Source organism: Gluconobacter frateurii (assembly GCF_002723955.1).
Taxonomy (GTDB): domain Bacteria; phylum Pseudomonadota; class Alphaproteobacteria; order Acetobacterales; family Acetobacteraceae; genus Gluconobacter; species Gluconobacter frateurii.
Genome location: NZ_BEWN01000001.1, coordinates 1,111,821 through 1,131,991 on the forward strand (window position 1 = coordinate 1,111,821; position 20,171 = coordinate 1,131,991).

General features: G+C 52.5%; 18 protein-coding genes. 8 read left to right on the forward strand and 10 right to left on the reverse strand.

Annotated elements, in window-relative coordinates; genetic code table 11:
• Position 1 precedes the first annotated feature (1 nt).
• The 5 genes from GFR01_RS05300 to GFR01_RS05325 all read right to left on the reverse strand — a co-directional run bounded on the left by GFR01_RS05300 (position 2) and on the right by GFR01_RS05325 (position 5,807).
• Complete coding sequence (locus GFR01_RS05300; RefSeq protein ID WP_099181546.1) at positions 2-286, reverse strand: hypothetical protein; 285 nt, start codon at positions 284-286, stop codon at positions 2-4.
• Entirely contained in the window at positions 286-2,787 is a 2,502-nt protein-coding gene (locus GFR01_RS05305) for a TonB-dependent receptor (RefSeq protein WP_244902165.1), read from the reverse strand. Before GFR01_RS05305 ends, GFR01_RS05300 begins: the two co-directional genes overlap by 1 nt.
• 189 nt (positions 2,788-2,976) lie before the next feature.
• Complete coding sequence (locus GFR01_RS05310; RefSeq protein WP_099181548.1) at positions 2,977-3,921, reverse strand: FecR family protein; 945 nt, start codon at positions 3,919-3,921, stop codon at positions 2,977-2,979.
• An 82-nt stretch (positions 3,922-4,003) separates the two neighbouring features.
• Positions 4,004-4,501, reverse strand: coding sequence for an RNA polymerase sigma factor (locus GFR01_RS05315; protein ID WP_063902692.1), 498 nt, complete (start codon positions 4,499-4,501; stop codon positions 4,004-4,006).
• Between the two features lie 1,000 nt (positions 4,502-5,501).
• Complete coding sequence (locus GFR01_RS05325; RefSeq protein WP_244902166.1) at positions 5,502-5,807, reverse strand: VOC family protein; 306 nt, start codon at positions 5,805-5,807, stop codon at positions 5,502-5,504.
• An 849-nt stretch (positions 5,808-6,656) separates the two neighbouring features.
• On the opposite strand from GFR01_RS05325, the gene GFR01_RS05335 reads away from it, so the two are divergent.
• Positions 6,657-8,975 carry a TonB-dependent receptor family protein gene (locus tag GFR01_RS05335; protein ID WP_099181632.1) on the forward strand — a complete coding sequence of 773 codons (2,319 nt, stop codon included), beginning with the start codon at positions 6,657-6,659 and terminating at the stop codon, positions 8,973-8,975.
• A gap of 11 nt (positions 8,976-8,986) precedes the next feature.
• Positions 8,987-10,330 carry a PepSY-associated TM helix domain-containing protein gene (locus GFR01_RS05340; RefSeq protein WP_099181549.1) on the forward strand — a complete coding sequence of 448 codons (1,344 nt, stop codon included), beginning with the start codon at positions 8,987-8,989 and terminating at the stop codon, positions 10,328-10,330.
• Here GFR01_RS05340 and GFR01_RS05345 read toward each other — a convergent pair whose 3' ends face one another.
• Positions 10,331-10,990, reverse strand: a complete 660-nt coding sequence (locus tag GFR01_RS05345) for an SCO family protein (protein WP_099181550.1) — start codon at positions 10,988-10,990, stop codon at positions 10,331-10,333. It lies immediately after the preceding gene.
• A gap of 184 nt (positions 10,991-11,174) precedes the next feature.
• Positions 11,175-12,068, reverse strand: a complete 894-nt coding sequence (locus GFR01_RS05350) for a LysR family transcriptional regulator (RefSeq protein WP_099181551.1) — start codon at positions 12,066-12,068, stop codon at positions 11,175-11,177.
• A 150-nt stretch (positions 12,069-12,218) separates the two neighbouring features.
• Between GFR01_RS05350 and GFR01_RS05355 the strand changes: the two genes are divergently transcribed.
• A complete protein-coding gene (locus GFR01_RS05355) occupies positions 12,219-13,202 on the forward strand; it encodes an aldo/keto reductase (RefSeq protein WP_099181552.1) in 984 nt (327 codons plus the stop codon).
• Positions 13,203-13,226: 24 nt separating this feature from the next.
• Positions 13,227-14,087, forward strand: a complete 861-nt coding sequence (locus GFR01_RS05360; protein ID WP_099181553.1) for an aldo/keto reductase — start codon at positions 13,227-13,229, stop codon at positions 14,085-14,087.
• A gap of 414 nt (positions 14,088-14,501) precedes the next feature.
• Here GFR01_RS05360 and GFR01_RS05365 read toward each other — a convergent pair whose 3' ends face one another.
• Positions 14,502-15,257, reverse strand: a complete 756-nt coding sequence (locus GFR01_RS05365; RefSeq protein WP_099181554.1) for an anti-sigma factor family protein — start codon at positions 15,255-15,257, stop codon at positions 14,502-14,504.
• On the reverse strand, positions 15,254-15,817 hold the full coding sequence (locus tag GFR01_RS05370) for an RNA polymerase sigma factor (protein WP_244902167.1): 564 nt from the start codon (positions 15,815-15,817) through the stop codon (positions 15,254-15,256). Before GFR01_RS05370 ends, GFR01_RS05365 begins: the two co-directional genes overlap by 4 nt.
• 115 nt (positions 15,818-15,932) lie before the next feature.
• Between GFR01_RS05370 and GFR01_RS05375 the strand changes: the two genes are divergently transcribed.
• The 4 genes from GFR01_RS05375 (at position 15,933) to mazF (ending at position 18,258) form a co-directional block, all read left to right on the forward strand.
• Positions 15,933-17,018 carry a catalase family peroxidase gene (locus tag GFR01_RS05375; protein WP_167384206.1) on the forward strand — a complete coding sequence of 362 codons (1,086 nt, stop codon included), beginning with the start codon at positions 15,933-15,935 and terminating at the stop codon, positions 17,016-17,018.
• Positions 17,015-17,542 carry a cytochrome b gene (locus tag GFR01_RS05380; RefSeq protein ID WP_099181556.1) on the forward strand — a complete coding sequence of 176 codons (528 nt, stop codon included), beginning with the start codon at positions 17,015-17,017 and terminating at the stop codon, positions 17,540-17,542. The genes GFR01_RS05375 and GFR01_RS05380 overlap by 4 nt, the downstream gene beginning before the upstream one ends.
• A gap of 140 nt (positions 17,543-17,682) precedes the next feature.
• Positions 17,683-17,922: an AbrB/MazE/SpoVT family DNA-binding domain-containing protein gene (locus tag GFR01_RS05385; RefSeq protein ID WP_099181557.1), complete on the forward strand. Its 240-nt coding sequence runs from the start codon at positions 17,683-17,685 to the stop codon at positions 17,920-17,922.
• Between the two features lie 3 nt (positions 17,923-17,925).
• On the forward strand, positions 17,926-18,258 hold the full coding sequence (gene mazF / locus GFR01_RS05390) for an endoribonuclease MazF (RefSeq protein ID WP_099181558.1): 333 nt from the start codon (positions 17,926-17,928) through the stop codon (positions 18,256-18,258).
• A 337-nt stretch (positions 18,259-18,595) separates the two neighbouring features.
• On the opposite strand, the gene GFR01_RS05395 is transcribed toward mazF, so the two are convergent.
• On the reverse strand, positions 18,596-19,999 hold the full coding sequence (locus tag GFR01_RS05395; protein ID WP_099181559.1) for a diguanylate cyclase: 1,404 nt from the start codon (positions 19,997-19,999) through the stop codon (positions 18,596-18,598).
• Between the last annotated feature and the right edge of the window lie 172 nt (positions 20,000-20,171).

Here is a 20,171-nt window from a genome sequence, read left to right on the forward strand (position 1 = left end):
GTCAGTGTCCGTGACCGATGACAAAAATCATGCAGTTCTCAGAGGCAATCACGAGAACAAATATTGCGAGAACCTGCCACGGCCTTCGGGAAGAGAAGACCCAAAGGATCAGACATAAATAGAGAATGAATCCCAGCATTGTTCCCAATGCTACGGCGTTCACACGCGACATACCCGAAGCAAACAGCACGATGCAGAACGCCGCGAGAGTTGAAGAGGTGACAAAATAGGCGCCTCCGGTTGCCAGAAGAACTCTCGCGACAACGCCTGATCTGGACCGGCTCATCAGAAATCAGCAGCGATCGAGAAACGAGCCGTTCGCGGTGCGCTCAATGACAGGTAGCTGGCTCCACTGGAGTTCCAGTATCGGGCGTTGGTTACATTATCCACGTTCAGGAAAAATGTGATTTTTCCTTTTTTCGTAGCCGGATTTTTCATGACATAACGTGCGCCCAGGTCGAGCCTGACCCAACTGGGAATACGTCTCCGATAGGATGTAGAATTTTCAATGTATTCCGACCCCGTGTACATGATGTCGGACGTTACAGAGACACCTTTTATAAACGGTACATCGTAATCCAGCCCCATGTTGAAATTGACTGGAGAGGTATTCAGCGCGCGCTGGCCGTTATAAGTGCCGCCCTGCGTATTTGTAAGGGTAGGGTCCAGAAGCATCACACCGCCCGTAGCGTGCAGACCATGCAGGACTTCGCCGGCAATATTCAGTTCGAGACCGCGATTACGCTGGTTCCCGTTTACTGTCAGTATATTGGTCGCCGTGTTGGAAACGGTGTTTGGTTGGGATATCTGGAAAACATCGAATGTGGCTATGAATTTCCTGAAATCCGCCTTTACGCCGACTTCATATTGCGTCGACTTGTATGGAGCGAGGATTTCACCTGCATTGGCATAAGTCGTGCCAACCGTCGTTCCCTGCTGTAGGCCTTGAATCCAGTTTCCATAGATCGAGACATTCTTCAGCGGTTTGAACACTGCAAGCACAGCCGGACTTATGGCTGTCTTGTCATAGAGTCCAGAAGCTGCCCCTGTTGTGGTGCTGTAGCTCGCACTTTGTACGCGTTGAGCGCGCAGCCCGGCCGTGACCTGAATACGATTATGCAATGCAGAAATCGTGTCGACAAAAGCCAGACTGGACAGGGTCGATGTTCCAGTCTTCGGCGAACTATAGGGAACAGAGACACTGCGACTCAGAAGATAATAATTCTTTCCGCTGTAAATATTCAAAGCATACGCGGGAATATCAGTGTTCGAACCAAAAATCCGACCCATCGTAAGATCAAGACGATTGGCTGAGAACGCCAGATCATGCTTGAGGGGACCGGTATCGACTTTTCCGCGAACGCCCAAATCGGCAGTCAGATAACGACCGTTCTGTACAATCCCAACCGGGCTGGAGCCAGATCCCGCTCCCTGGGCATTGCTGACGACCACATACTGGGAATATGCGCCTCTGTATTTGTAATCATGAACACCAACACTGCCATAGGCCGTAAAGTTACGGAAAAGATCTACTTCCCCTCGGAATACTCCGAAAATGTCTTCCCCATTGAAGTAACTCCACGGCAGCTTGTAGTTTCTTTTAACCTTCGAGGCATCGGGGACCGGCACGCCTGCAGCCAGCGAGTAGTACGGAAGAACCCCATCGATGTTACGAACCTGGTAGCCAAAGTCAGTCGACAGCCGGACATGGTGTAGTCGAAGATCAACGCCCGCTCCAACCAGCGCCGTTTTCATTCCGCTATAGGGGACTGCTGTCGAGCCTGAGCGGATCATACCGTTTACACGGATACCGAGCTGCTTTTCCTTGCCATAGCGCCGTCCGATATCAGCATGCCCCCCAAACTGCGAGTTGGAGGTGTAATCCGCTTCGATCTTCGTGATCGGCGTATCATGGGCCCGCTTGGGCACGACGTTGACGACACCCCCAATCGCACCTCCAGGGGACATGCCGTTCAGCAAGGCAGCGGGACCGCGCAGCACTTCAACCCGTTCGGCAAGTTCCGAGGTGATGCCGCTGAATGGCATCATCCCGTACATTCCACCGTAGGAAATATCCACATTATCCAGTGTAAAGCCACGGATCTGCAGGCGCTCTACGCCAGCCGTTCCTTCGGAGAATATTCCTCTGACCGAAGGATCGTCCTTCAGGGCATCCCGGATTGTCCGGATCTGTCTCTCCTCGATGAACGCCTCAGTATAGCTTGTCATATTGAACGGCGTGTCCATCACATCCCGGTTGCCAAGCAGCCCGAGCTGTCCGCCACGCGCGATCTCTCCGCCGGGAAGCGTCGGTGGCAGATTGCCGATCATTGCTGTGGCGGGGACTGCAATGCGATAACGCCCTCCAACCCGTACGGGGCCAAGCATAATGGTGGAGGAGGCTTTCAAGATGGAAATGCGCTGACCTGAACGCGAAAACGTATAACCACTTCCGGCCAGAATACGACTGAGGGCCTCATCTGGTGTCATGGTCCCAGACACGGCGTTCCCTCTTAGCCCATCGACCTTGTTCATGTCGTAAAACACCTGCAGCCCGGCTTTTCGGCTCAGGGTAAGCAGAGATGCGTTGAGATCACCTGCAGGAATGTTGACCGAGATCATCGGTTGGGCTGCGGCACTGGGGTCGAGTTGTCCCTGCGCATGTGCGGGCATTTCAGATATCAGCAGGCCCGTAACAGCCAGGGCCGTTCCCGACATCAACCAATAAAGGCCCGTTGTGCAGTTTCTGCACCGTCCTGCCAGACGGTACGCCTTCTGAAAACTCATTCTCTTCCCATTTCCCGAAGCCTTATGGACGCAACCGCGAATGAATTGCATTTTCTTCAGGGAGTAGGACGACTGAGCCAGCGGGAATCAGTAAGGCTTTTTCGGTTTTTCCAGTTTTTTTCGATTATCTGTTTGTTTACAGCCCTTTATCGTTGCAAAAACTCTCTACGCTTCTGCCTGAAGCAGCCATCAATAGATGATTGTTACCAGCATACCCGCAGAAATTGTTTTTACATGCAGTTCCTGACTGATCGTTGTCAGGGCACCCTCAATATCCTCACAGGCAAAGACGCCGCTTACTCTTCGACTGGCCAGACTTCGCTTCGCCAAAACGATCCGGCCGTGGCGGTATCGATTCAGGCGAGCGATCACGTCCGAAAGTGGCTCATTATCGAAAACAAGCTGGCCAGTCCGCCATGCGGTCAGCGTTGTGGTAGACACTGCATGCGGGTCACTCAGGCCCGATCGGCCGAAATGGACGCTCTGTCCTTCCGAAACGACAACGGACCGTAAAATACCGTCATGATCCTGTCTTGCGACACGGACAGTATGTTCAGTGACGGTTGTATCCGCGTCCGAACCGTCACGTGCCACCATGAACTGGGTGCCCAGTGCAGTCGCCGTGCCACCAGCCGCATCGACAACAAAAGGCCTGTGTTCCGTCCCACTCACAGGAGCAACGGTAAAATAGGCCTGCCCTCCAACCACGATGACGCGTCGTTCGTTTGCCGTATAGCGCAAGGTGAGGGCAGCATGGGTATCCAGCTCGGCAAGACTGCCATCATTAAGCTCGACAGTGCGAATTTCTCCTGTGCTCGTTGTGTAATCGGCAAACCAGCGGGCGGGTTCAAGCCAGCTCACACCAACCCCGAGCACGAGTACGAATATACCTGCCGCCGCGGCATGTGTTGCTGTTTGCCGCTGCCGGGTCTTCTTCTTTCGACCGCCCACATCAAGATCCGACCACAGACTGGATGCCCGGCAGAATGCCGCCTCATGAAGAGGCGATACAGATCGCCATATTTCGAAAGACTGCTGCTCTTCCAGCGTTAGTTCGCCACCGCCGCGGCGAATGACCCACTCCGCAGCTTCCGTATCAATCCTGTCCAGCTGGTCGTCCGTAGTATCCGTCATGAGATCAGCCTTCTGATCGTGCTGGACCCGCTACAGATAAGACGTCTGGAGATCACAAGACCAGTAAAGAAAAACATGAAAATCAGCGAGGCAGGCGCGACAGAAGATGCCGAAGCGCTATTGCAAGATGCTTTTGCACGGTACTTTCCGAGACGGCCAGCTGTTTCGCTACCGTGCGGTAATTCAGTCCAGTCACGCGATTGAGCACGAATATACGTTGAGTTACTTGCGGTAGTTCATCCAGAAGCGCTGCAATCTGGCGAATTTTTTGCCTCGCCGCCACTACGTCTTCCGCATGAGGCCTGTCGTCGATCGTGCAGGCTAGATCTTCGATAAGGACATTGGATGTCTTGCGTCGACGGACAGATCTGACATGGTCGATTACCAGATTACGAAGTGTACTATACAGGAACGCGCGACATGAATCCGCCGGAAGGGCGTCTCCATGCTCCATGAAGCGAATGAAGGTTTCCTGTACGAAGTCAGCGGCAAGATCACGGTCATTCAGTTGCCGCCCGACATAGTCAGCCAACTCCCGTCTATGGCCCGAAAACAGGCGGCTTATTCGTGTTCTGTCCACTTTCTGTAGTGATCCAACCCCGTGTGATGATCAGCCATCTAGCACAACTAAGAATCATTCGCAAACAAACGTCCTACCAGGAAGGCTCAAAATTGTTATCGGGTGATGATGCTTTTATGTGGCTTCTTTTTATAGAAACAGGATCGCTAAATTTCAGAGAAAGGTCCTAAATTCAGGCACTGCGAGGGGACTGAAAATAAGGAACTTGTACCGGGTAATAGAAAAATAGAGGGAGGGTCTGCGAAAAATCCGCTTTTCACGCGAGAGTACCGAAAAGAGGGAAGGGGACAGAATCTTTTGACGCCTTTGGTGCAAGATAGAGGTCTCTGTTTCTGCTGACTGTTTGTTCCTAAAACCGAAAAAGACGCTGACTGCGAAATATGAAGAATCATCATGAGTGTTTATGACAGTATTCTACAAGGGCCTGAATAAGGCTCTCGCATACTCGGAAGTTCAGGCAGACAAACAGCTATACCCCCTTAGGGACGTGCTCTGTCTGTGTACGTGGCAGTCATCAGAACCCGGACTGGATTGTCTCAGGTACAGTTTGCCAGGAGCATCGGGGTTGCCAAAGGGCCCCTTTTGAACTGAAAACATGGGCCTAGTCATCGAACCGGACCGGCTTAGGTCTTGCTAGCAATGCCGGATAAACGCCCATCGTTAGTTAGTGAACTACTCTTTGCCGCTCGCTGACAAAACAGAGGTCTGATATCACCCCAGTAATTGCCTATCAAAATGCCTGTTTAGAAGAGTTTACCTTCGTGATCCGAGCGGAAACACACTTACGGCCCACACTTAAGCAGCCTCCTTAGTTCACTGACTTTGGAGCAATAACGGCGCGTGTGATCCGCATGACTGGCGGGGATCGGCCGATTACTCAGCTGATCATACCGGGCATTATTGTTATTTTCTTTGATATGCTTCTTCGGGGCGAACCCGAGTTAGGGTCGTCACTTCGACGAAATATCCGCCCTTGGCCTGAAAGTAGAAAGACCACGCGTCATGTGCGTCGCGAGAGGCCTGCGCCTCCCAGTCGTCCTCGCTCAACCTCTAATATTAAAGCATCAACGGCGTCGCGAGACTTCTGGATGAAACGGATGTGTAGAATGTCGAGTTGCTTGGGATAATTGAAGCCTTCGAGCTTGTTGTCAAAATGGTTGACGATCAGCACCAACCCATCGCTGTCCTGCATGACGGCCATCTTGGTTCCACGCACAACGAGAGTGTGCAAACCGAAATACTGCTCGAACATTGCCCAACCAGTCTCAGTATCGTGGCTGTAAAGGTTGATGTGGTTCCGATTCATGACTGTGCCTTTCCGTCGTTGGTATGACGGACACGAGCCGGTCGCAACATGGCCAAAGACGACCGACCACGGACGAGGCCAATCCTCGTCGTGTCAGGCCATGGCCAAGAGCAGGTTTATTCGCTCAAGCGTGACTGCCTCCGGAGAGACCACAGGTTATCACCATACCTGCATCGCTGTCTTTTTAGGTAAAGACGACTTTGCTAACGGCGGGAGCAGCCGCTCCGCCATCGTCTTCATGTCTGTCATTACTGATTATCCGCAAAGCGGACATAGGCAATAGGGTCCGAGGACGGAAGCAATCTGAACGAAATGCTTTACACCCCAAACGATCAGGGGGAGAATCGCCGGCTGGCCAAGTTCGGTAAGACCCTTTAAGTGCAGAAGCATGATGCGAGACTCTTGGCAGAGTAGATGGGGGTTGGTCTTTTGGCCGTTGGCTCTGCTCGCCATCATCATTCGTATCAGCGTTGGGAGTCTGCCTTTACCTCAGGTATTTCTCGACGATCCGGTCAAACAGCTCGCCAGCTTGTCGACCCTTTGCGACAGCCAGGACCCACATCCCCATAGTCCCGACCACCAGCACGCAGCGGATGTCGGTGATGGTATTTTCCTGATCAACGATCTGTTGACGATCCTGGTAATTGGATGCGCCGCTACTGTTTTTCTCGTACTCTCTACGGCAGGTCGGCGTTTTTTCTGGTGTTTTCCGCCAGTGCGAGGCCCTCCCTTATTGCGGCTATCGGGCATTTGTGCTCAAGGACCTCCCCACCTGATCTGACAATGATTTAGTGCCTTATCGCCCATGCGATGAAAGGTTTTCTGCGTTTTTCAGATCAGAACGAACAGATGAATACTTCTTTTGAATCAAGCCGTTCCCTCGGCTTGCTTGTGCTTGCCTGCGTTTCTCTGGGGGCCTTTCCGGCTCACGCGCAACGCCTTCATACACGTCCTCGCAAGACAGCAACGATCAGATCTGCGTTGCACAAGAGACAAGCAACTGAAAACATCGTCGTGCGAGGTGCGGCGTGGGGTTCGGCACTCCTTCGCCCAGTCGGTGAAACGACCTACAGCGCAGAGCGCACAAATTTCGCCAACAGGGTCGCACAGACCGTGAGCGATATGGTTGCAACCATTCCCGGAGTGACCGTTCTGCAAGGTAATGGCCCACGCGATAGCGTCGTTTCCGTCCGTGGGTCGGGCGCACGTCAGTCCTATGGACTGAAGAACCTTCAGGTCATGGAAGACGGATTTCCCATGACGCAACCCGATGGCACGGCTAGAGCGGACATAATCGATCCGCATGCCTATGAAGGCATGGACGTTTTTCAGGGACCGGCTTCCACGATATACGGTAATTATGCAATCAACGGTGCGATCAATTTCCGTACACGAAATGGAGCTGATATTCACGGTCTGGAACTGGGTTCAGATTTTGGAAGTTTCAGCCTGTTCAATAACTACGTCACCATCGGTACAGGCAATAAAAGCTATGACTTCATGCTGTTTGGCAGTGATGTGCGTGGCAAAGGCTTTATCGCGAACAGTCAGTACAACACGTCCACCGAAAATATGCGTCTGCGGGTCAATCTGACCTCCTCAGATCGCCTCATCCTAAAATTCGTTAATAACGTCACCGATACGTCGCTACCACTGCGTCTCTCTCTTAACCAGTTCCACAGCAATCCCTACCAGACCGGCTGCGCCAACGCCGCATCGGCGGCTGCCGGATGCGCCTCGGTAAACCTCCTGGTAAACGGTGCGTATGGACCGACCCAGACGATGAGCCCGCAGCAGGCAGGGCTAGGTCGCTTTGACCGACGTACCATTGTTGGCCTTCGATGGGAACATGACTTCGATCCAGGAACAACCTGGCATACCCAGTTTACTTACGATCAACGTCATACTGACCAGCCAACCTCGACGACGGCTTTTGTCGGTCCGTTTAATTCCTACAATGTGCAAACGGATCTGACGAACCGTGGCCATATTGGAACAATGCCCCTGACCAGCTTTGTCGGTGCCAGTTTTGATTACATGGATTATGGCTATCAGGTCTATAATCTGACTTCGCAAGGCGGTGCGACGCGCGGTGCCCTGAATTCCACGTCTTACGGTCATCAATGGAATATTGGACTTCACTTCCAGGAAGACTGGCAGTTTTCTGAGGTCTGGCATGCCATTATCGGACTTGGGGGCACGCAGTCCGATGTTGGAGCCGTTCAGACGCTCTATAACAGGTCTGTAAGCGCAACCTCTCTTCAAAACATCACAGCCAATCGGCGCTTCTTCAATCTCGCACCGGAGGCATCGCTGGTTTATGCGCCGACCAAAGACTGGACCCTCCATACCCGTGTCGGAACGGCCTATGCTACTCCCGGCTATTCCAGTTTTTTCGTGACCCCTCAGGGAATCTACGGAAACAACACGCAGCTCAAGAGTGAAACAAGTCTCGGCTTCGATCTGGGTGCCGAATGGCACCCTTCGCCCAGCATCAATGTTCAGGCCACCGGGTTCTATGAATTCTATAGAAACGAACTCGTAAGCCAGTCGGCCGGTGTCAATACGCCTGCAGGAAGCTATACCTTCAATGCCCCGGCTTCTGAGCATCGTGGCATTGAACTTGGTGCAACGTGGCAGCCATTACAGGCATCTCTGCCGGGTGCACGACTGAAGCTGTCTTATACCTACGACAACCAGATCTATACGAAATACACCGAGACCTTGTCCAACAGCACGATGGCGCGGAACTTCTCACGGAGGGGCAACCTGATCCCAGGTGTTATGCCGCATTTCCTAGATGCGCGCGTGCTCTATGATCAGCCAGACGGATGGCTCCAAGGACTGGGGGGCTTTGCAGAAGTGACATGGCGGAGCGCCTTTTACCTCGACAACGCCAATATTCTGAAAGCCCCCTCATACGCATTGTTGAACCTGGAAATCCATTACGATCCACCTCCGCGTATGGGCTGGGCTCACCGCCTGCACAGCTATTTCGAAGTGCAGAATGTGACCAATCAGGTCTATGCTGCCGGTGCGACCGACATCAGTGATACGCTCCTCTCGACAGGACAGCAGGCTGGGCGGAGTGTTCTGGCCGATAAAACCGGATCCATCTACGCTGGATCGCCCCGAGCATTTTTCGGTGGCGTTCGGATCAAGTTCTGAAAGTGTTTACGATGATGAAGTCTTTCAGAACGCCTCTGTGGCCGGACTATCACACCGTATGGCGATGGCATTTTTTTGCAGGGCTCTTCTGCCTGCCCTTTATAATACTTCTGTGCCTCACGGGGTCCATTTACCTGTTCAAGCCGCAAATCGATCATTGGATCGACTGGCGTTATGATCACCTTGCGCGTGGTGCGACACAGTCCACTCCAACGCAGGAAGTCAGAGCCGCCCTGAGCGCTGTACCTGATAGTCATTTCCTAGCCTATGAACTCCCAGAGACGCGGTCCAGTGCTGTTCGGGTGATCGTTGATCACCAGGACACGGCCATTCGCGTGTTTGTCAACCCGACATCGTGCAGGGTTCTCAAACAGGTCCCTGAAGAAGAACGTTTTGAACGCATCATCTTCAAACTGCACGGGCAGCTCTTATTGGGGAACACTGGCTCCATCATCATGGAAATGGTGGCGTCCTGGACAATCGTGCTGATTGCTACGGGCCTGTATCTTTGGTGGCCACGCCGCGCGCAGAGCTTGGGAGGTGTTTTTTATCCTCGGATTACTCGAAAAGGTCGGCTTCGATGGCGGGATCTCCATGCCGTAACAGGGATATGGATATCCTTGTTTCTCCTGCTTTTTCTGGTCTCCGGCTTACCGTGGTCTTTCGTTTGGGGACACGCTTTGTCGCGTGTGGAGACACAAATCAGCCGAATGACCACGATCCCCGACTGGGAAATTGGAGCCGTTTCTGCGCGTAATCTTCTTGCTGGACGCCAGCTTTCTCCGCAAAAGGCGGACATAATGCCAGGGATGGATATGGGATCCATGACTATGTCGGGCCACCCCCTCCCAGACGGATTGAACCGTGTGGTGATGATTGCATCTCAACTGGACTTCCCCGCGCCTGTTCTCATAACGCCACCAGAACCGAACGAGACCGCGTGGCATATTCGTTCAGATACTCAGAACCGTCCAGAACGCGTTAGTGCGCTTGTAGAAGCGTCCGGGACGGTACGCTCAGTCCAACGCTTTGAAGAGAAGGCGCTGATTGATCGTATTATCGGATATGGAGTTGCAGCCCATGAAGGGCAGCTCTTTGGAAGAACCAATCAGCTTTTGAACTTTCTTGTGGCGTCGGGGCTGCTCACAATGAGCACGGCGGCGATCGTCCTATGGCTCAGGCGTAGACCGCCTGGACAGCTGGGAGCTCCGCCTGCGCTGTCTGATAAACAGATTGGTGTGAGCATGTGGGCTGTTCTAATCATATTGGGATTACTCCTGCCAGAACTCGGGGCCTCTCTTCTGCTGCTTGGTATTGCTACCATGCTCTCAAGACGATTTCACCGTGCGTCGTAACTAACTGGCAGGAACGAGACGCCTCAGTCGTGTGGCGATTTCCTGTGGGCTGGTGTCAACTGGAAGGACAGACACCAGTCGGTTATCACCATCCATTAAATACAGAACAGAACTGTGATCCATAAGGTAGTCTGAGGACATATGCCCCGCTGGAACGTCGCGACGTCGCGACATTACGTGAAAGCTCTCGATTACCGCATGAATCTGCGCTGTCGTTCCCGTTAGCCCGACAATGTCAGGAGAGAAATGGTTGACGTAATCGGCTACGACCTTTGGAGTATCACGCGATGGATCGACCGTGATGAAAAGTGGGACAATTCGGTGTGAATCTTTCCCCATGAGGTCGAGAGCCTGTGTAACAGTCGCAAGGGTTAACGGACATACATCAATGCAATGCGTGTATCCAAAATAAATCAGTGTATAGCGCCCCTGAAACTGGCGCTCGGTGATAGTATGGCCCTGCGTATCAATAAGCGTATAAGGGCCGCCTAAGGCATGTGAAGCTCGATTCAGCAAAATGCTACGCATTCCGATTGCCCCGAGCAACAGAACCGCGATGATCATAACCGGAGCAAGTACTTTCCTTGCCTCATTGAGACGATCAGGCTTTTTCGGCAAAGATTGTTTGGCCTTTTTACGCTCCCCATTTCGGTTGGGCATTTTATTCTCCCTAATCGAACCATCATAGCACAGGGTTCATGTCACGCGCATAGCTGGTGATTGGACACCGGGATGGATAATCACGGCACTTAATTATAAAGGTTAATTGTGCGAATGTCTGACTTTGGGCATTCTAAACCGATAACAGATCTTCCAGACTCTTCTTTTTCGTAATGAACCTTATTCATTTTCGATAACGCAAAGCGTCCAGAACAAGACTGAACGCTGGAGAGGGCTGGCGCCTGCTTGGGTAATACAGATAATAGCCGTCAAATGGCTCGCACCATTCTTTCAGAACTCGTACCAGCCTTCCGGAAGAAAGGTGATCTCCGACATGATCCTCGAGCATGAAAGCAATACCGTGTCCGGCAAGTGCGGCTTTCACAATCAGATTGATATCGTTAAACACAAGCTGTCCTTGCGTTTTAACCCGGATCTCTTTGCCATCGCGCTCAAACTCCCAAGCATATAATCCGCCGGAAGTTGGCAAGCGTAGATTGATGCAGTTATGTTGCGCAAGATCGTACGGCGTTTCCGGAATGGCCTTTCCGCTCAGATATGATGGTGCGACCACAGCGGCCATCCGTAGGCGTGGGCTGATTGGCACCGCAATCATGTCCTGCTCCAGTTTTTCTCCAAGCCTTATTCCCGCGTCATATCGCTCAGCCACGATATCGACGAGGCCTCCTTCGATATTGATTTCCACGTTGATGTCAGGATTTTCGGCTGTGAGACGATCAATCACTGGCCAGAGCACTGTATACGCCGCGTGAGAACTCGTTGTGATTCGAACCGTGCCAGCGGCGCGGTCTCGCAACTCGGTCAATGCGGCAAGCTTCTGATCAATATCCTCAAGGGCGGGGCGAAGTGTTTCTATAAGGCGTTCCCCAGCCAGTGTAAGTGCGACACTCCTGGTTGTGCGCGTAAGGAGCCGTAGGCCCAGTCTGGCTTCAAGCCGCCGAAGAGAATGGCTGAGCGCAGATTGTGAAATACCAAGCTTGCCTGCGGCCTTGGTGAAGCTGCCTTCATCAGCAACTGCCATGAACATGGCCAGACTTCCAAGCTCTTCACGCCGCATTGTGCTTAACCCTTTTATGAGTTTAATGACTAAACGTCATAGACCCAAGAAATTTACCCTGTCTAATTGATTGATAAGCCCGAGTGTACAGTTCTGCCAAACAGAGCCTTGGCAGAGCTGCCCAGGAATCAACACGTGGGGTCAAGAAGCATGCAGAAACGTCTATTAGGCCGGAGCGGCCTTGAAGTATCAGCGCTTGGGTTCGGCTGCATGGGTCTAAGCTATGGCTATGGCCCTGCTACCGACCGCAATGATGCTATTACCCTGATCCGTGCTGCTTATGAGCGTGGGGTTACTTTTTTCGATACTGCTGAAGCTTACGGACCAGGCATTAATGAGGAAGTCGTTGGGGAGGCGCTTGAGCCGGTTCGTGACCAGGTTGTGATTGCCACCAAGTTTGGTTTCGTAAACGGCGTGCCAGCACACGGGCTGGATAGTCGGCCGGAGCGTATTCGACAGGTCGCGGATGAAGCCCTGAAGCGCCTGCGGACTGACAGGATTGATCTCTTCTACCAGCATCGCGTCGATCCGAACGTGCCGGTCGAAGATGTTGCCGGAACGGTGAAAGATCTTATCAAAGCGGGCAAGGTCAAGCATTTTGGCATGTCCGAAGCGGGTACGGATTCAATCCGTCGTGCGCATGCTGTACAGCCGATTGCAGCGCTCCAGAGTGAATATTCGATGTTCTGGCGCGAGCCCGAAGCAGAAATCCTGCCGCTCCTTGAGGAACTGGGGATCGGTTTCGTCCCGTTCGCGCCTCTTGGAAAAGGATTCCTGACCGGAAAACTCGACCCGAAAATCGTGTTTCCCAAGGATGATTTCCGCAGCACCGTTCCCCGTTTCCAGGCTGAGGCACTGGCCGCGAACCAGGCTCTTGTTGATCTTGTCAAAGCCATCGCATCTGAAAAATCCTGCACGCCTGCGCAGATCGCCTTGGCGTGGCTTTTGGCTCAGAAGCCCTGGATTGTTCCCATCCCCGGTACAACCAAACTTCACCGCCTCGAAGAAAATCTGGGAGGGGCTGATGTCATTCTGACGCAGGATGATCTGGCCCGCATTGAACGGTCCCTCAATGACATCCCGCTTCAAGGGGCTCGTTATCCTGCTTCATATCAGAACCTGATCAATCGCTGAGCCAGGGCCACGGAGAGAATAGTCATGACAAACACCACTCCTGCCGTGATGCTGAACAATGGGATCCAGATGCCCTCTCTTGGCTTCGGCGTATTTCAGGTTCCTGAGCCTGCCGAGTGTGAACGCAGTGTTCGGGACGCCATTGATGTCGGTTATCGGCTTCTCGATACAGCAACGTCCTATGGCAACGAGGAAGCAGTCGGTCATGCGATCCGCAACCATGGGATCGACCGAAACGAACTTTTCGTCACCACAAAACTCTGGATTGAAGATGCAAGCTATGAGGGAGCCAAGGCTGCCTTCGACCGCTCATTGAACAAACTTCAGACGGACTATCTCGATCTCTGGCTGATCCACCAGCCTTACGGTGACGTCTATGGGGCATGGCGCGCAATGGAAGAACTGTATCGTGCGGGACGCATCCGGGCGATCGGCGTCAGTAACTTCTATCCTGACCGACTGGTGGATTTCGTCCTGCATAACGAGATCACGCCAGCGATCAATCAGATTGAGCTCCATCCTTTTCATCAACAGGACGATGCGTTGGAAATCCTGAAGCAATATGATGTTCAGGCGGAAGCCTGGGGACCGTTTGCAGAGGGGCGAAACGGGCTGTTCTCTAATGATGTGCTTCAGTCAATTGCGCAGAAACATGGCAAAACCATCGCTCAGGTCGTGCTCCGTTGGTTGAACCAGCGTGGAATTGTCGCAATCCCCAAGTCAGTCCGCAAAGAGCGTATGGCCGAAAACTTCTCTATTTTCGACTTTACGTTGGACGATGCTGATGTTGAGGCAATTGCCACGCTTGATCAGAAAGCCAGCAGTTTCTTCGATCACCGCGATCCTGAGAAAGTCCGATGGCTGGGTACAAGAAATTTAGGGTGAGAAATATCTTCTCGGGATTTTCCGTTTGAATTGAGATTGTTACGGGTCTTATGGAAAGAGATCGGATATCTTTTTAATCCATGCGAGCTGAAAGGAATGTCTGAATATCGGCAATTTCGTCCATAACCAGACATCCTGCTTGCCCCCCAAACTTTTTCAGAGCCCGCCTGCGGCACGCAGACAGCGCACTGGTTTCACTCCCTCAAGGAGATGACTGTACCGGTCGCGAAGCCACCATAAAATGCCATTCTCTTCAGTGAGAAATTCTCACAAATTCCGTGAGCTGATAGAAAACTGGCTTATGTCCGATAATAAGGGAAAAATGGACATGGATTTTAGGGCAAAAAACCACTGTATTTTGATATGCGACGCGAGTTGGAGGGATCGAAGAACCATTGATTGATGTTCTGACCCTCAACTGCCTTTCGCCATTAGATCGCGAGCACGGTCAGCCAGAGTGTGCAGGCTGCTCATGGAAGTGTCTGCCACCATACTAACCCCCAGTCCGTCCTGTGCCCAGAGATAGCCCGGCAGATGACGCATCGGACGCATTGGGGCCGTAACGTCCACACCATACATTGGCCTTACGAACAGGGAGATCCGGGTACCACTGTCATCCTTATAGAAAAAGACGCAGGCCGGCCCATGATCCGTTGGTACAAGTTGTCCTCCCTCCAGATGATAGCCTGCCGCCGACAGATCAGGTGGTCGTACCGGACGGCCCAGTGTTCTTCCGCCCCACGCTGCCAGTTGTGCAACATTGCCTTCCGTAATCGCGCTCCTTTTGCTAGCATCACGTACGATCATTGCTTCCTGTTCAACGGCGGCAAGTCCGACCGGCACGCGATGATCCCGAAGAAACCACCCGCTACCAAATCCTATCGACAATGCAAGAGCGATGGAGGCCGCCATCCGAGGCGTGTTGGAACCCATTGCACTCCGTTGCCGCAGGTTCGAAATATTAAAGCGCGCGGGCACCGGCTGCTTAAGGTCCGGGCCCAGTCCTGAGCGGAGTACATCACGCTCGTGCCGCCATGCCATGACACGTCGCAATGTCTCGGGATGACTTTCGAACCATGTCTCGACTGTTCGTAACCGCTCGGGAGATAGAAATCCATCAACCCAGGCCTGCAGGTCATCTTCGGTCACAGGGCGATCAGGCTGTGTCATTTGACCCTCCGGAGCTTTGGGCGCTCCTCACGTTCAACAAGAGTGTGCAGCGCTGCACGCGCACGGGAAAGGCGTGACATTACGGTCCCGATCGGCAGATCCAGAATTTCTGCGACCACGCCGTATTGAAGCCCTTCAACACCGACCAGCATCATGATCTGCCGATGATCATCCGACAGATGTTCAAACGCATGCACGACGTCCTGCCATTCCAGATGAGGGATCTGTGCGGCCTCCTGTAACGCCTCAGGGCGCATTGTTTCTGCCCACGACACGAAGCGCCGTAAACGACGCCAGTGATTGACATTAAGACGATGCGCGATCGTGAAGAGCCAGGGGCGCAGGTCAGGTTGACCGCGAACTTGATGCAGCCGGGTGAGGGCACGTTCCAGACAGTCCTGTACAAGATCGTCCGCCTGAGGCGGGTCGCGGGTCAGGACACGAGCGTATCGTCTCAACGCCGGAATGGCGGCCTGCAACCTGAGATGTGCGTCATCACTCAACTCCGTCTTGCCTTTCACAGGATCACTCTCACAGACAAAGACGTTCTGGGAGGTCATTTATTCCGTACAAAACAGCGGATTACTGAAATATTTCCCAATAACATGTTTCCCCGGGAATAAATCCGGCCTGCCTGGCGTCTTTGCGGGAGATAACCGCATCGGATTGAAAACCATGCTTCAAAAACCTACACGTCCTGCAATGCTGGCTCTGCGCTGGCTCGGCGTTGGTGCCGGACCTACCGCACTTGCGCTGGCCTTCCTATGGGCTGGAGGCTGTTTTTCTCCCGCCCGCGTGACGCAGAACCGCTTGATGGGTGAGTTGCATAACGCCGGAAGCTATGGACATGGCTTCCGGCGAGCTCATGCCAAGGGGGTGTGTGTCAGTGGATGGTTTGATGCGAGCGGCGACGCCGCGCATCTGTCACAAGCCGCAGTTTTTCATGAGCAGCATGTGCCGGTCATTGGGCGGTTCGCCCTTGCCGTAGGACAGCCTTATATGCCGGATAGCGGCACTACTGTGCGAAGTATGGCGCTCCGCTTTATGCCGCCCGACGCACAAGAATGGCGGACAGGTATGAATGATCCGCCAGTTTTGCCACTCCGTGATGCGCGCGACGTCTCTGATTTTTTTGCATCGCAGCAGATTGATCCGGCAACTGGAAAGCCTAGCCCCGCACGCACGAAAGCGTTCGGTCTGACCCATCCCTGGCTCAAGTCTGCGGCTGAGAAGAATGCCCATCGCTTTATTTCATCAGGCTTTGCAGACGATACATTTCACAGTCTTGATAGCTTTGTGCTCGTCGCTGCCGACGGCACGAAAACAGCTGTGCGTTGGACCATGATACCGATGCAACCTGTTAAGCCGGGTGACGGAAAAACAGGAGATCATGACTATCTGTTCCGCACGCTGATTGGTGACATTCATGAACGTCCCTTGCAGTGGCATCTGGTGATGACCTTGGCGGATGCGCATGACGTTATCAACGATCCCAGCCAGATCTGGGCACTGAATGACCAGACGATCGATGCTGGAACCCTGACTCTGAATTCCATTGAAAGCGAGGACGGTGGTCCCTGTACAGGTATTACCTTTGACCCTCTCGTTTTGCCGCCAGGCATTCAGCCGTCGGATGATCCAATCCTTCAGGTCCGCTCAGCCGCTTACATGCGCTCATTTTCACTCCGTTCTGGCGAAAAACGTAGTCCAAGCGCTGTGACGCCCAACCTCATTCAAACCTATGAAAGCAAAAAATCATGACCCGCATGGCATCTTTCCCGCTTCTGTCGCGCGTATTGCACTGGTTCATGGCCGTCATGATTTTGGCTATGCTGTTTATTGGTCTGTTCATGGCGTCTTCAGTCGGGCCAAATTATCACCGACTGGTAACACTGCATCGCCCTCTGGGCATTGCGATCCTTGTGCTGGCAATCCTCCGTCTGGGAAATCGCCTGCGATCATCCATTCCGCCCATCCCAAATGATTTGCCTCGCCTTTTAAGACGTGCCGCTACAGCTTCGCATATTTTGCTGTACGGGCTGATGATTGCTCTGCCGCTTGTAGGCTGGGGGATGCTTTCAGCAGGCGGCTTTCCCATCCCGCTATGGGGGCAGTCCGTTCTTCTCCCTCCAATTCTGCCGCACAATCCGGTGCTTTGGTCCTGGCTTCGTTTTGCTCACTCAATTCTGGCGTTTGTACTCTTTGGGCTGGTTCTGGCTCACATCGGAGCGGCGTTGTTCCATGGACTGATCCGTCGCGATGGCGTGCTGCGAACCATGGTCTAGAGTTGTGGCCGTTTTGCCGGGGAGGAGGAATGTCCGTTTCGTACGTTCGATCCGTTAAAAGCGGACATCGGCCATTTTAGGATAGAAGTAAGGTCACTCGGAATAGTATCTACCATGGAGACATACGCAGGAGAGATCCAATCCTTGGAACCGTTCGGAAATGGGGAAACCGTGCTGCCATCCGTCTGCCATCCAATATTCTTGAAGCTGCTCAGCTGCAGGTGGATCAGGCCGTTGATGTCAGCGAAGAAGATGTGCGTATTATCATTCAGCCTGTTCGGCCTGCGACACTTTCTCTGGAAGCCTTAACTGCTGCCATCACAGATGATAAGCGTCATGGGGAAGTGAATTTTGGGCCTGAGGCAGGCGGAGAGGTCTGATAAATGTCAGCCTCCTGGGTGCCAGATTGCGGAGACATTGTCTGGCTAGAACGCGATCAGCAGTCAGGACGCAAACAGGCCGCACATTGTCCTGCTGTGGTGCTCTCCCCAGCCAGCTACAATAAAAAATCCGGTATGATTGTTTGTTGTCCCACAACGACAAAAATCAAAGGGTATCCTTTTGAATTGCCTTTGGCGGGCGAGGCTACGAGCGTCGTTCTCTCTGATCAGGTGCGTAGTCTTGACTGGCGTGCCCACCGAGCGAAGCATAAAGGGCGGGTCTCGGAAAAGAAACTTGAAGCGGTGCGCGAACGGGCTCGGCTCCTTGTGGGGTAATGATCATAGCTTTTGTCTCTGGTCAGACTAAGCCACAAAATCTTTTCAGATTAATGCAAGGGCCGTACAGAGCTAGCCTAAATGAAATAAAACCCACTTAAGCCCAGGCTCAGGACCCATGGATTTGGGCAGGGGAATCTGTTTCAGGTTCTGTGAGCAGACTGAAGATGAGCGCCTGTTTCTTTGTTATGAGGATCGCAATTGTATCAATCTTCTGCTCAACAAACTGAAAAGTTTAGATATATTGCTATCCGGCTAGGACAAAACAATCGCTTCGCGCATTTCTTAACCGAGTAGCTGTAAAATTTTCCTACATCTTATCAACAAAACCTAGGCTCTATAAACGTGGCAGGCTAGCCAGTTCTGAAGTTGCAAGAACGGTGCAATTTCTGCCCCGTTCTTTTGCGTAGTAAAGGGCACGGTCAGCATCCTCGATAAGATGAGTATAATCCGGGTGTCCGTCAAAATGGGCGACGCCGATGGAGACTGTCACAGATAAAGCGTTCCCAGTTGGTTGTGTTGAAACTTTAGCAATATTCCCGCGAATATTTTCAGCAATTCGGAACGCACGTTGCTGGTCGGTCTCTACCAGGACGACAAGGAATTCTTCTCCTCCGTAACGGAAGACGAAATCACTGGTCCGGCAAGAGGCGATTAATTTTTCAGCGACTTCCCGAAGAACAGCGTCCCCCCCGGTATGCCCGTAACGATCATTGATGGTTTTGAAGTGGTCGATGTCGATCATCAGAATGCTCAATGGAACTTGTCTTCTAATGGCTTGAGCAACTTCTCTTGCCATGATCGTGGGTAGGAAACGTCTGTTCAGAGTGCAGGTGAGTGGATCGCGACCGCTTTCAAATGCTTCGCTCTTCTTGAATAGGTCATCCATTAAAAACCGGATTTCTTCGATTTGGGCCTGTAACTCATGAATGCGTGTAGCTGCAGGGGGAGTTTCGGTGGCGAGAGAGGGAATTAGAACGCGATCAATTTTACGGATGGCAGCCTTGATATGTTCGATCCCACTAGTATTAGGAAAAAGTAGGCTACCCTTGTGATTGAGCCATAAGCCAAAACCTGAAGCTTCAAGCAAGGGGAGGGGAGGGGGCGCATTGCAGCAGATGGCCAATAGGATTTTGTGGCCCCAGTCGAGAAGGGCCGCCCGTTGGACTTCTCTTTCAAGGGTAACGTCCTGTCCTAGCGTAACCAGGCGATACGCTTCATCAGTTTCAATTTCCTTCTGAAGGTCCCGGACGAATTCCCTACTCATCGTTTCTATAGCGAGATCCATCATATTTTCGACATAGTTGATCGCCTTGGGCAAGTCTGTCGGGGAACTTAGATTTTCGAAAAGTGATTGTCTCAGAGTACTTTTAAGAAGGCGTGCTCCATGCATGACAACGTGGAGAGGAACCCGGATCCTCGCGTGGACAAAGCCGATCTTACGTTGAGTAGCAACGAGTGCCGATAGATCTGGCGCAGTTGAAGAAAAAAGAGACCGACACCATTTCAACAGCGCTGCATGCAGGTGATCATTGACAATCTGGCTTGAGAGGAAGGGAGTTGCCTCCGGGTGATTTAATAGGGTGGAGTAAAAGAATTCGACTCCTTCAGGAGCACACTTTTCTACGATATCGGCGACAAGCGAGCGGATTGCTGGATCTACAGCATCTATGATGAACTGCCATTCCATCTCATCGGTAGAGAGGGAAGAGGTAGTTACGGGCAGTGTATCGACCGTCATCAGAGACTCCTGGAACGAAAAACGGCTCACGAGAAAATGGGTGCGTACGATACACAGCTTGGTAAAGGCGCTCTCATATATCTCGCTGATGAATACCGTAGAAAGCTTTTCACACCGTTAACAGAGTGCTCCTGATCTGACCATCGAGCGCTAGGGCAGGTGGGGCAAAGAA

Bases quoted from the DNA above. Each gene is read 5' to 3' on its own strand.
- GFR01_RS05300 (WP_099181546.1), bottom strand. From the start codon at position 286: ATGAGCCGGTCCAGATCAGGCGTTGTCGCGAGAGTTCTTCTGGCAACC.
- GFR01_RS05305 (WP_244902165.1), bottom strand. From the start codon at position 2,787: ATGAGTTTTCAGAAGGCGTACCGTCTGGCAGGACGGTGCAGAAACTGC.
- GFR01_RS05310 (WP_099181548.1), bottom strand. From the start codon at position 3,921: ATGACGGATACTACGGACGACCAGCTGGACAGGATTGATACGGAAGCT.
- GFR01_RS05325 (WP_244902166.1), bottom strand. From the start codon at position 5,807: ATGAATCGGAACCACATCAACCTTTACAGCCACGATACTGAGACTGGT.
- GFR01_RS05335 (WP_099181632.1), top strand. From the start codon at position 6,657: ATGAATACTTCTTTTGAATCAAGCCGTTCCCTCGGCTTGCTTGTGCTT.
- GFR01_RS05340 (WP_099181549.1), top strand. From the start codon at position 8,987: ATGATGAAGTCTTTCAGAACGCCTCTGTGGCCGGACTATCACACCGTA.
- GFR01_RS05345 (WP_099181550.1), bottom strand. From the start codon at position 10,990: ATGCCCAACCGAAATGGGGAGCGTAAAAAGGCCAAACAATCTTTGCCG.
- GFR01_RS05350 (WP_099181551.1), bottom strand. From the start codon at position 12,068: ATGCGGCGTGAAGAGCTTGGAAGTCTGGCCATGTTCATGGCAGTTGCT.
- GFR01_RS05355 (WP_099181552.1), top strand. From the start codon at position 12,219: ATGCAGAAACGTCTATTAGGCCGGAGCGGCCTTGAAGTATCAGCGCTT.
- GFR01_RS05360 (WP_099181553.1), top strand. From the start codon at position 13,227: ATGACAAACACCACTCCTGCCGTGATGCTGAACAATGGGATCCAGATG.
- GFR01_RS05365 (WP_099181554.1), bottom strand. From the start codon at position 15,257: ATGACACAGCCTGATCGCCCTGTGACCGAAGATGACCTGCAGGCCTGG.
- GFR01_RS05370 (WP_244902167.1), bottom strand. From the start codon at position 15,817: ATGACCTCCCAGAACGTCTTTGTCTGTGAGAGTGATCCTGTGAAAGGC.
- GFR01_RS05375 (WP_167384206.1), top strand. From the start codon at position 15,933: ATGCTTCAAAAACCTACACGTCCTGCAATGCTGGCTCTGCGCTGGCTC.
- GFR01_RS05380 (WP_099181556.1), top strand. From the start codon at position 17,015: ATGACCCGCATGGCATCTTTCCCGCTTCTGTCGCGCGTATTGCACTGG.
- mazF (WP_099181558.1), top strand. From the start codon at position 17,926: ATGTCAGCCTCCTGGGTGCCAGATTGCGGAGACATTGTCTGGCTAGAA.
- GFR01_RS05395 (WP_099181559.1), bottom strand. From the start codon at position 19,999: ATGACGGTCGATACACTGCCCGTAACTACCTCTTCCCTCTCTACCGAT.